The 12,420-nt window shown below is 58.2% G+C and carries 7 protein-coding genes; 6 read left to right on the top strand and 1 reads right to left on the bottom strand.

Translation table 11 applies throughout. The features are described 5' to 3' along the window. Nucleotides 1-167 precede the first annotated feature (167 nt). The 6 genes from J3U88_RS18555 to bglX all read left to right on the top strand — a co-directional run bounded on the left by J3U88_RS18555 (nucleotide 168) and on the right by bglX (nucleotide 9,874). The gene (locus J3U88_RS18555) at nucleotides 168-1,409 is read left to right on the top strand and encodes an ABC transporter substrate-binding protein (protein ID WP_207860435.1); all 1,242 of its coding nucleotides are present in this window, start codon (nucleotides 168-170) and stop codon (nucleotides 1,407-1,409) included. Between the two features lie 172 nt (nucleotides 1,410-1,581). Further along, on the top strand, nucleotides 1,582-2,574 hold the full coding sequence (locus tag J3U88_RS18550) for a carbohydrate ABC transporter permease (RefSeq protein WP_207860434.1): 993 nt from the start codon (nucleotides 1,582-1,584) through the stop codon (nucleotides 2,572-2,574). Nucleotides 2,575-2,605: 31 nt separating this feature from the next. After that, the gene (locus J3U88_RS18545; protein WP_423842065.1) at nucleotides 2,606-3,415 is read left to right on the top strand and encodes a carbohydrate ABC transporter permease; all 810 of its coding nucleotides are present in this window, start codon (nucleotides 2,606-2,608) and stop codon (nucleotides 3,413-3,415) included. A gap of 31 nt (nucleotides 3,416-3,446) precedes the next feature. Beyond that, nucleotides 3,447-4,574 carry an ABC transporter ATP-binding protein gene (locus J3U88_RS18540; protein WP_207860432.1) on the top strand — a complete coding sequence of 376 codons (1,128 nt, stop codon included), beginning with the start codon at nucleotides 3,447-3,449 and terminating at the stop codon, nucleotides 4,572-4,574. A 155-nt stretch (nucleotides 4,575-4,729) separates the two neighbouring features. Next, a complete protein-coding gene (locus J3U88_RS18535) occupies nucleotides 4,730-7,462 on the top strand; it encodes a TonB-dependent receptor (protein WP_207860431.1) in 2,733 nt (910 codons plus the stop codon). 201 nt (nucleotides 7,463-7,663) lie between these two features. Continuing rightward, a complete protein-coding gene (gene bglX / locus J3U88_RS18530) occupies nucleotides 7,664-9,874 on the top strand; it encodes a beta-glucosidase BglX (RefSeq protein WP_207860430.1) in 2,211 nt (736 codons plus the stop codon). Nucleotides 9,875-10,155: 281 nt separating this feature from the next. Here the strand turns inward: bglX and J3U88_RS18525 are convergent, their stop codons facing one another. Continuing rightward, a complete protein-coding gene (locus J3U88_RS18525) occupies nucleotides 10,156-11,997 on the bottom strand; it encodes an alkaline phosphatase family protein (protein ID WP_207860429.1) in 1,842 nt (613 codons plus the stop codon). Nucleotides 11,998-12,420: the final 423 nt, after the last annotated feature.

Genomic DNA, 12,420 nt, shown 5'->3' with positions numbered 1-12,420 from the left:
ACCCCTATTAAAAGCCGGCCGACTGGACTTTTCACCCGCGATCAGCCACCAATGCTTTCGAAGCGTCGCGTCGTTACGCGACCCCGAACAGGACCGCGACCTCCTGCCCCGTTGGTGTCTCTTTTGGCCGGAACACGCGGGTTGCTCGATAGGAAGGGGAACAACTCATGGGATTCCGAATCGGTTTCTTGAGCTGCCTTTTGTGGCTCAGTAGCCCGGTCACGGCCGGGGAAGTCGAGGTCCTGCACTGGTGGACCTCCGGCGGAGAATCAAAATCCGTCGAAGTGCTGAAACAACTTATGGAAGAACAAGGTCATACCTGGAAAGACTTTTCCGTTGCCGGCGGCGGCGGCGAAAGTGCCATGACCGTTTTAAAATCACGGGTTTTTTCCGGGAACCCACCGGTAGCCGCCCAAATCAAAGGGCCCTCCATCCAAGAATGGGCGGAAGAAGGCGTGCTCACCAACCTCGACACGGTTGCGGCCCGCGGCCAATGGGACACACTGCTGCCCACCGTGATCAAACAAGCCATGAAACACGAAGGCCACTATGTCGGCGTACCCGTCAACGTTCACCGCGTCAATTGGATGTGGGTCAATCCCAAGGTATTTGAAAAGGCCGGCGCCAAAATCCCAACAACCTGGGACGAATTCACGGTCGCCGCCGAACAAATAAAAAAGGCGGGTTATATCCCGGTTGCGCACGGTGGAAAACCCTGGCAGGAAGCAACGATTTTTGAATCCATCGTCCTCGGTATCGGCGGCGCCGACTTTTACCGCAAAGCCTTTGTGGACCTCGACCGCAAGGCGTTGACGAGCGATACCATGAACCGCGCCTTCGCCATCTTAAAAACCATTAAACAATACACGGATAAAGACGCACCCGGCCGCGATTGGAACTTGGCCACCTCCATGGTCATCAACGGCAAAGCCGCGATGCAGTTCATGGGCGACTGGGCCAAGGCCGAATTCGCCAACGCGGGCAAGGTACCCGGCGAAGATTACGTTTGCGTTCCCGTCCCGGAAACCAGCGGTGCCTTTATCTACAATGTCGACAGCTTTGTGATGTTCCAACAAACCCGCAAAGAAGTTCAAGCCGCCCAAAACGATTTGGCCAAAATCATCATGGAACCCCGCTTCCAAGAAGTGTTCAGTCTCAACAAAGGCTCGATTCCGGCGCGGTTGAACATGGATATGGCGGCCTTTGACCGCTACGGTGTCGCCTCGATGAATGATTTCCTGGCGGGCTCCAAAGAAAATACCTTGGTCCCCAGTTTGGCCCACGGCATGTCCGCCTCGGCCTCGGTTCGCGGCGCGGTCTGCGACGTCGTCACCAACTTCTACAACAGCGATATGCAGGCCGGCGAGGCATCTAAACGCCTGGCTATGGAAGTGATGGCGGCTCAGTAGCCTAAACCATACAACCCCCGGCGCGGCGGCAGCACCCCCCTTCCGCCGCCGCGCCGCCCACCGGTACCAACGGGGGCATCCACCCCGCCACGGCGCGGATGCCCCCGCTGTGCCCTGGGATCCCTGCGCCTCACGGGACCTTTCCCGCGGCACCGCATGTTTGGAGATCATCATGTCAAAATCGGAACCGCTTAAAATCGACGCGGTCATCGACCTTCCCGATAACAACCCAAAAGACACGGCGAACCACCCCGCGACGCAAGCGCGCACCGAGGTCGCCAAACGCGGCCGGCGCGGAACCCTCGAACTGTGGTTACCCAAATTGGTGGTCGCGCCCAGCTTTCTTCTCTCGCTGGTTTTTGTCTACGGGTTCATTCTCTGGACCGGCTACCTCTCGTTCACCAAATCCCGGCTCCTCCCCAAATACGATTGGGCCGGCTTCATCCAATACCAAAAACTGTGGGCCTCCGAACGTTGGTGGGTCGCCTGTCAAAACCTCCTGCTCTTCGGCGGCCTCTTCATCCTGATCTGCCTGGCACTCGGCGTGCTGATCGCGGTCCTGCTCGACCAACGCATTCGCATCGAAGGCACCCTGCGCACGATCTACCTCTACCCAATGGCGCTTTCTTTCATCGTGACCGGCACGGCCTGGAAATGGATGCTCACGCCCGGTTTGGGTTTGGAAAAACTGATGCACGAATGGGGCTGGACGGGTTTTACCTTCGACTGGCTGGTCAATCCCGACATGGCGATCTACACCATTGTGATCGCGGGGGTTTGGCAATCCACCGGCTTTGTGGTGGCGCTGTTCCTGGCCGGACTGCGCGGCATTGACGACGCGATTATCAAAGCGGCACGGGTCGACGGCGCCGGGACCTGGCGCATCTACACCCGCATCATCATCCCCAGCCTGCGCCCGGTCTTTTTCTCTACCTTCATGATCCTCGGCCACATCGCGGTCAAAAGCTTCGACCTGGTCATGGCGCTGACCGGCGGCGGTCCCGGTTACAGCACCGACCTGCCCGCCACCTTTATGTACACCTACGCCTTCACCCGCGGCCAAATCGGACTGGGCTCAGCCAGCGCCATGGTCATGTTGGGCGGCGTATTGGGCATTGTCTTGCCCTACCTTTACTCGGAACTTCGGGGGAAAAACCATGGTTGAGTCGATGCCAGGGGTGAAACAACGCCCCCTGATGCGCGCCGTTGTCTACGTGCCGCTGATCCTTACCGCGATTTACTTCTTATTGCCGCTGATCGTTATGTTGCTTACTTCGGTCAAAACCATGGACGAAATTCGGGCCGGCAACTTGCTCTCGCTCCCGGCGACACTGACGTTTGAACCCTGGGCCAAAGCCTGGGACAAGATGGGCGGCACCTTCACCAACTCGTTCATGATCGTGGTCCCCGCCGTGGCGATTTCCACCGCGGTCGGTGCCTTCAACGGGTTTGTCCTCACCAAGTGGCGTTTCCGCGGCAGCGAGTTGCTGTTCGGCATGCTGCTGGTGGGTTGTTTCATCCCTTTTCAAGTCATCCTGCTGCCGATGGCACGCACGCTCGGCCTGCTTGGTTTGGCGGGCACGACCGGCGGCTTGATCTTGGTGCACGTCATTTACGGACTCGCTTTTACCACGCTGTTTTTCCGCAACTTCTACGTGGCCGTCCCGGATGAACTGGTTAAAGCGGCACGCATCGACGGCGCCGGCTTCTTCACTATTTTTTGGCGCATTATTCTGCCGCTTTCGGGACCGATCATTGTGGTCAGTGTGATCTGGCAATTCACCCAGATCTGGAACGATTTCCTGTTCGGCGTGGTGTATTCGTCCGGCGAAACCCAACCGATTACGGTGGCGCTCAACAACCTGGTGAACACCAGCACGGGCGTCAAGGAATACAACGTCGACATGGCGGCGGCGCTGCTCGCGGCCCTACCCACGCTGGTGGTTTACATACTGGCCGGCAAACATTTCGTCGCGGGCCTGACGGCCGGCGCGGTCAAAGGTTAGCGGCCGTGTGCCGACGCCAAAGGATGGAATCATGAGCGCTCTTACAATCCGAAACGTCAAAAAATCGTTCGGCAATACACACATTTTGAAGGGAATTAATCTATCCATCGAAGCGGGTCGGTTCTTGACCCTGGTCGGCCCTTCCGGCTGTGGCAAGTCCACCCTGCTCAACATCATCGCCGGCCTCGAATCGCCCAGCTCGGGCGAAATCTTGATCGGTGATCGCAACGTCAACCAACTCAGCCCCAAGGATCGCGACATCGCCATGGTGTTCCAATCCTACGCGCTGTATCCCAACATGAATGTGCGCAAAAACATTCTGTTCGGCCTGGAAATTCGCAAGGTTCCCAAGGCCGAGCAGGCGGCAATCGTCGACCGTATCGCGCGCATGCTGCAAATCGAAAACCTGCTCGACCGCAAACCCGCCCAGCTCTCAGGCGGTCAGCGGCAACGGGTGGCGATGGGCCGCGCTCTGGCGCGCGATCCCAAACTCTTCTTATTCGACGAACCCCTGAGTAACTTGGACGCCAAGCTGCGGGTCAGCATGCGCGCCGAGATCAAACAACTCCATCAACGTTTGAAAACCACCATCGTTTATGTGACCCACGATCAAATCGAGGCCATGACGCTGGGCGATTACATCGCCGTGCTCAACAACGGCGAGGTGCAACAATTCGGCACACCGGACGCAATTTACAACGATCCGGCCAACCGCTTTGTTGCTGATTTCATCGGTTCACCCCCGATGAATTTCATTCCTTGTGAGGTAGTCGGCTCGTCCTCACAGGGCTTTGGTGTGAAGATGACCCATGAAGGCGGTGATTTTGTGCTCGAGGCGAGCGGCGACTTGAAGCCCTGGCTCGGCAAGCACGTGGTTCTCGGCATTCGCCCGGAACAAATCACCCACGTGGTGACATCGCGCTTGGATGAGCGCGGCGTCAGCGGCCACGCGTGCCCGGTTCATCTGTGTGAGCCAACCGGACCCGACACCCTGGTCACCACCTCGATCAATCAGACGAAGGTGCTGGCACGGGTGCGCCCCGACACGGCGGGGACACCGGGCCAATCAATGGATTTGATGTTCGACATGAACAAAGCCGTTTTCTTCGATCCCACTACCGGCGAACGGCTTCGCTTTCAACTACTGAAAGCCGCGTAACAACGGCGGGGCTTCCCACAACCGCCCCCGTCACGTTTCGGTGAGGCATCACCACATCCCGCTGACGGACCACGAATTTCCTGGAGGAAAAAAATGAGGAGTGCGAATGCTTTTGGACCGCTGATCGGTCTTGATATGATTTCCGGGGGGGCATCATGAAACGCAAATTATTGCTTACCATCCTATGTTTATTGATGATTTTCCCCATTCCACCGGCTTTTGCCGCCGACCCATCCGCCGACAAACCTTCACTGGAACAAACCGCCCAACAGGCGGAGAAGGACGAGGATGAGGACGAAGACAAAAAGAAAGCGAAAGACGGACGCCGCATCATTGAATCGGTTACGGTTACCGCCACGCGCGTTGAAACCGACCTCATGAAAACCCCGATTGCGGTCAGTGCCTTCGACCAGGACACCCTCGACCAACAAGGCGTGCAAACGGTGCGCGACCTGGCCAACATGGTTCCAAACATGGATATCGCCACCATCAACGGCCAATCCACCCCGATCATTTCCATGCGCGGCGTGCGCTCCACCAACGAAACAGAATTGGGTGATCCGGCCGTCGGCGTCCACCTCGACGGGATTTACTCGCCGCGCATGCAAGGTGTGCTGGCGATGATGTTCGACAACGAACGGGTCGAGGTTTTGCGCGGTCCGCAAGGTACCTTGTTCGGCCGCAACTCCACCGTCGGCAACATCAATATTATTTCCGCCAAACCCAAGTTTGACCGCATCGACGGCAAAGTCACCGTCGCACCCGGCAATTACAACGCCAAGGAAATGCAGGGTATGTTCAACATGCCGGTTACCGACACCTTCGCGTTCCGCGTCGCCAGCCGCTACTACAAACGCGACTCCTACATTGACGGCTATTGGGATCCCAACCAATACGATCAACGCTACATCAACGGTTTGGTCGCGGACGCCGACGTGATCAACCCCACGAGCGGTTACACCCGTACCCAACACTCCAACTGGTGGATCGGCTTCGCCAACGGCGACCCCAACATCCGCGAATTGGTGCCCGCCGACCCGAGCGACTTTTACTTCAACGCCAACGAATACGCCTTCCGCGTGAGCGGCCGCTACAAAGCCACCGACAATGTGACCTTCGATCTGAGCTACCAAAAGTTCCGCAACAACAGCGCCGGTGGTGTCGACCTGGTGAACGCCGAAAAACTGCGCGGCCGTCCCGTGCGCGATGAAACGGGCGCGGTCATTGGGCTTTCGGACGCCTCAACACTGTTCCCCGAGGACGACACCTACCAAGCGGTGGTCAACGTACCCGGTCGCTTTTACCTGGACATCCAATACCTGCGTTCCAACCTGACCTGGGACATCAACAACGACCTAACCTTCATCTACCAAGCCGGTTACGAGCACCAAGATCGCGAATCGGCGCAGGACATGGAACAAAGCCTGAACGCCTGGGACGGCGCCATGTTCTTCCTGCCGGGGACCGGTTCAGAATCTTATATGCACGAGGTTCAGCTCCAGTCTTACAGCGACAAGAAGTTCAACTTTATCGTCGGCGCCAACGTATTCCACGAGCAAACCTCGACTTTTGGTTATTACGACAACCCTATTAACGACAAGTCGTTGTGGGATCAACCCAACCGTGCAAGCGACGCCTGGGCCGTCTTCGGTCAAGGGACTTATGCCGTCAATGATCGTCTGCACCTGACCGTCGGCTTGCGTCACAGCGACGAAACCAAGGAAGACGTCGGCGGCCGTACCTTTATTGGCAACAATGACAACGGTGTCGCTCCCGGGTGGTGGGAACGTTTCGCGCTCAACGATTTGCCCACCGACATTTGGCACGACCGCGCCATCTATCCCGAATTCAACGCCAACGACAACAAGGGTTCTTGGAGCCACAACGACTGGCGACTCGGGGTTGATTACGACATGAACGAGGACACCCTGCTCTACAGCTACCTGGCCACGGGTTTTAAAGCGGGCGGGATCGGCGATGTGTTCCGCGATACCAACCCCCGCACCGGCGAAGAGATTCATGTCGCCACCGCGTTTGATCCCGAGGAAGTCACCACCCTGGAACTCGGCTTCAAAACCCGTCTGCTCGACGGCCGCATGAACCTGCGCGGCGCCTACTTCTTCTCCGATTACGAACAAATGCAGTACGCTTCGGTCGGCGCGGTGGCCTTCACCGAACGCTGGGAGGCACTGCGCGACAGCCTCAACCAAATCATCCTCGACGAAAACGGCGAGCCCACCTTCGGCTGGGTGACCGCCCCCCTCACCGCGTACTACACCCAAAACGTCCCCGGCGCCGAAATCCAAGGTTTTGAGTTCGAATACGATCTGGTCCCTTGGACGGGCGGCCGGATCTATGGTTACGCAACCTGGTTGGACACGGAGATTACGGAGGACTGGATCACCAAATGGGACTACGATCCCGTTGCCTACTTCGGCATATCCTACGAGGAATCCATCGACCCCAACAACGGCTTGTTGGAAGTGAACCTCAAGGGCAACGAACTGGCCGTTTCACCCGAATACAAGCTGCACTTGACCGCGGAACACGCCTTCATCCTCGGTGATTTGGGCACGATTCAACCTTGGACCACCGTCCACTGGGAAGACGATTCCTACCTCACCATTTGGAACGTCGACAAACACGTCGATGACCTGGATTTCGTAATCGCGGATGAAGACATTCGTTTCACCGACGACAAACGCGAGGCCTACACCACCCTTAACGGCGGCATCCGTTTCTTCCAAAAGGATTGGGTTGTTGAGGTTTACGGTTACAACCTGACCAATGAGATCGTTCAGTACTGGGGCGGTGCAGCGGAAGGCGTGGCCAAGGGCAGCTTCAGCATGCCGCGCACCTACGGCCTGCGAATCTCCTACGACTTTTAACCCGAGGGCCGGGCGTGGCGACATACGGCCGGCCTTAATTTTTTCCGTTGCCGGGCTCCTCCGTGGGCGGCGGCGGTCACCCTCGGCAGGCTTGGCGCCACCGGTATTGGAGCAATGATGCGTACCCTAATCACCCATTTCACGATCTTATTATGCTTGTTAGCCGCCCCGGTCGGCTCGCTCGCGGGGGAACCCAACCACATGAAACACGTTAATGAACTGCTTCAGAAAATGACCCTGGAAGAAAAAATCGGGCAGCTCAACCAATACAGCAGCACCTTCGACATCACCGGCCCACCGCCGGGCGATGAGGCCGGCAAACAACGCCTGGACCATATTCGCAACGGCATGGTCGGCTCTATGTTAAACGTGGTCGGCGTGGCCGCCACCCGGCGGGCGCAAGAGTTGGCGGTAAAAAACGCACGGCTCGGCATTCCCATGTTGTTTGCCTTTGACGTCATCCACGGGTACCAAACCATGTTCCCTATTCCCATCGCCGAGGCGGCAAGCTGGGATTTGGAAGCGATTGAGTTGTCGGCCCGCATCGCCGCGGTCGAGGCCTCGGCCGCCGGTTTACACTGGACTTTTGCACCCATGGTGGACGTCTCCCGCGACGCCCGCTGGGGCCGCGTGATGGAAGGCGCCGGTGAAGATCCCTACTTCAACAGCGTGGTCGCGGTCGCCCGCGTGCGCGGTTTCCAAGGCAAGGACCTCAGCGCAACCGATACCATCGCCGCCTGTGCCAAACACTTCGCGGGTTATGGCTTCGCCGAGGCGGGCCGCGATTACAACACCGCCGAAGTCACCGAGGACACCCTGCACAACGTGGTGTTGCCACCGTTCAAAGCCGCGGTCGACGCGGGCGTCGCCACGGTGATGAACGCATTCAACGAAATCAACGGCATTCCCGCCACCGCCGACACCCGCCTACAGCGCCAGATCCTCAAAGGCGAATGGGGTTTTAAGGGAATGGTGGTTTCCGATTGGGGTTCCATCGGTGAGTTGGTGCCCCACGGCGCCGCGGCCGACCTCAATCAAGCGGCGTTCCTGGCGATCACGGCGGGCAGCGACATGGATATGGAATCAAGCGCGTATTTGGCCCACTTGCCGGCGATGGTCAAATCCGGCCTGGTCGGCGAGGACGTGATCGACGAGGCCGTTCGCCGCGTGCTGCTGCTCAAGGCCAAGCTCGGCCTGTTCGAGGATCCCTACCGTTACAGCGATCCCGAGCGTGAAAAAGCCTTGATTTACAACGAGAAACACCTTGCCGCCGCCCGTGATGTGGCCGCCAAATCCGTGGTCCTGCTCAAAAACGACAACAACCTGCTGCCCCTGCGCAAAGACAAGGGCGTGCTTGCGGTAATCGGTCCCCTGGCGGACGACACGGATTCACCACTCGGCAGTTGGCGCGGTAAAGCCGTGGCGAACTCAGCGGTGTCCCTGCTGGCCGGCATCCGTGCCGCGGTCGGTAAAGAGGTTGAGGTTCGTTACGCGCAAGGTGCCCCGCTCGGCGTCGGGACGCGCAGCTTCGTCGAAGAACTGACGCTCAACCACGATGATCGCTCCGGTTTTGACACGGCGATTCAGGCCGCGCGTGGTGCCGATACCGTGGTCATGGCGCTTGGCGAGGAGGCCTTCCAATCCGGTGAAGGCCGCAGCCAGGTGGATATCGGCCTCAAAGGGGTGCAGATGGACCTGTTGAAGGCTGTGCATGCCGTGAACCCCAACATCGTGGTGGTGCTCAGCAACGGTCGCCCTCTGGTGCTCGACGAGGTGGCCGCGATGGCGCCGGCCCTGGTTGAAGCCTGGCACTTGGGTTCGCAATCGGGCCACGCCGTCGCCGATATCCTCTTCGGTGACGTCAATCCCTCCGGCAAGCTGCCGATGTCTTTCCCGCGCCACGTCGGCCAACTGCCCCTTTATTACAACCACAAAAAAACCGGTCGACCCGGACCCGACCCCAACGGGCTGGTATTTTGGTCACACTACACCGACATGGACAACGCGCCCTTGTTTCCCTTCGGTTTCGGCCTCAGCTACACCACCTTTTCCTATGGTGACCTCTCCCTGAGCAACAAGGAAATCGCCTTTGACGGCACGCTGACCGTTTCCACCACGGTCACCAACACCGGCAAACGCGCCGGCAGCGAGGTCGTCCAGCTTTACGTTCGCGATTTGGTCGGCACCCGCACCCGGCCGGTCAAAGAACTCAAGGGTTTCCAGAAAATCAGCTTGGCGGCGGGCGCCACGCAAAAAGTCAGCTTCAACCTCACGGCGGCGGACCTGGCGTTTTATACCCGCGACGGCAAGTGGCAAGCCGAACCCGGTGACTTTGAAGTCTTCATTGGAACCAACGCACGGGATGTCCAAGCCGCGCGCTTCACCTTAAAAGCGACGCGTCCTCTGAACTAACCCGCAATTCTCACAAGGATTCGTCGCGAGGCTTTGAAATCGCTATGAGGACACAGGTTACGACCGAGGGCAAACGCAGGCGTAGCAGCGCTACGTCGAGGCTTGTCCGACCAAGTAACCTAAGTCATCGCAGCTATTTCAATGCCGTAGCAGAATTCCTTGTGAGAATTGCGGGTTAACTCTTTTCAGCGCTTGTTTTCCCCCCGATGCGGGGGCGGGTCGTTGGTTACCGGCGGACGACCCGCCCCCGCTTTTTCTTTTTTTGGGAGTGATCGCACGCATTAAGGGAACGTCGTCCCAACGGGTTTGGCTTTGGCCTGGCGCGGCGGGGGAATGTTCAGCAAGGCGGCGATGGTCGGTGCTACCTGTAAAGCATCAACCACACCCAAGGGACCAGGCGCGACACCCGGCTGCCATAAATAAAACAAGCCATGGACCATGCGGTTGTGACTTAAGTGCCCATGAACCCCGACGCCGCCTTCGTTTAACCCGCGATGCAGCATAAAATCCTGATCGGCGCGACTCAAGCCCGCTCCTGCCAAGCTGTCGCGATGGTAGCTGTTGGGTAGGTACCAACCTTTGCTCGGCGGCACCCGCATGCTCAGACTCCAGCCAGGCCGCGCGCTCACAAAAACCTGCCCCGATCGTTGCCGGTGAAACAAACCCAACGACGTTAATTCATGGCGTTGCTTGACCACCTCGAACAGGTTCTCCCCCGTATCGGGATCTTGAAGTGTTTTCAGCTTTTTCGTAAGGACCGCGATGGTGGCTTGTTGGGCTTTGGCATCCGCACCATCCACATAGAAAAAGGCCGATGGACCGGCGGAGGTTACCCGCACCGACGGTTTCCCCTCGGCCGCGAATCCCTGGTCGGCCAACCATTGGTTAAGGAACAGGACATGGTGGGTCGGCGTGCCGCCGTGGTCGGAAATGATCAAAAAACGTGTCCCGGCCGGGGCCGCGTCCATGTAACCGGCCAGCCATGTGTCGGCCCGTTGGTAGGCCGCCTCGATTTCCGCTTGGAAACGCGCTCGCCGTGCGCCGCCCTCCGCGTGGTAGTCAAGTTGACGGGGCGACCGCAGCATGAAATGGTGCTGGGTATCGTCGACGTGGGGCAGGTAGGTGAACAAAACCTGCCAATCCTTGCGTTGCAGCACCTGGTGCGTGATGCCGCGCAGATATTCGTTTTGACGCACGGACTGATCGCGCCATTCGTCAAGGCGAATCACCCCGTCGGCAAGCGCGCGGTGATCGGGTTCGCCCGGCCAACCGCCGAGGGTTTTGAAAATGGTTTGCATGAAGGCGTCGTCGGCATTGCGGAATCCGTAAATCTGGCCGAAATAAAGACGAAACCCATCGGCCACCCGATCAAAACGCAGCCAGGGTTCCATCAGGCTTGTGCCGCGCCACATGCGTTGTGACTGCCATTGGTTAAGTTTTAACACCACCGCTTTCTCCGCCAAAGCGTGGTTCACCAGCAATTTTGGTTCACCTTCCTGCTGCAACCAAAGCTCCAGCGGGGTCGCCTCGCCGGCAAACCACGGGATGGCGGCCGCGGTCTCACCGACTGCTTCGACGGGTTGCCACAACCCTGGCCGGCCGTCAAGCGCCCGCGCCTCACCCGCGGGATGAAACACAATCCGCGCGGCGTCGGCCAAACGGCTTGGATACGGCATGGTCTCACTACAGCTTCGGTCTTCGCCGGTCGCATCCACCGTTACAGCCGTGGCACAGACAACCTTGATGCCCGCCCGTTTGACGGCCTGAAAAATGGTGTCGGCGTCAAGTGCGGCGACAAAACCACTTGTCGGCCGTCCCTCAAGTTGGTCTACCCCAAGGAAACGGTTGAGAACAATACCGTTATCTCCTGGTAACGCACCAGTGAAGAGGGCTGCGTGGGAAGATGCGGTTGAGGAAACATTGACGGGCCGAAGGTAGTCGGCAACCTTTCCCTCACGCGCGATTCGCCCAAAAGCACCATCGGCCGGCAACACACCACGCGCCAATAATTCGTCCACCAATTGGTCGGAGCCGCCGTCTACCGAAACAACCACCAATTTTGGTACCTCGACCGGCGACGTCCAAAGCAGCGTCGTTAACAAAACCGTCGTGATCACGATCATTCATCCCCCATGTCTTCACCCTTTGGCAGGCATCACCACAAGAAAGACAACCCCGTCCAACACACTATTCCCGTTAAAAGGACACGTTGCATAAAACCGGTGAACCAAAACCGAAAAAGGGTGTTCTCCACCCATAACGGCACATTGCGTGGACCAAAACGAGCAGGATCCATCTGGAGAACGCCCTTCAACTCATTCCCCGCGGTTTCCGCGAGAAACAAACGAAAGGCAACCTTTGGTTGGGTGAGGGGACCGGCAAACGGCAACAGTTCCACCAGCCTTATCAAAAACCTGAGTCTAATCCCGATTTGCACGAATTAACCCAAAGCGAGAAAAGTCAACGAAGCAATCACGGAGAACAAAGTAACTTTTTCAAAGTTTTTTGCACCGATTCGCCAACTTTCCCTGCTTAGGTAAATAGAA

The sequence above is a fragment of the Acanthopleuribacter pedis genome (assembly GCF_017377855.1).
Taxonomy (GTDB): Bacteria; Acidobacteriota; Holophagae; order Acanthopleuribacterales; family Acanthopleuribacteraceae; genus Acanthopleuribacter; species Acanthopleuribacter pedis.
The sequence above is the reverse complement of the archived record's forward strand: the minus strand, read 5'-3'. Positions and strand labels throughout refer to the sequence as shown.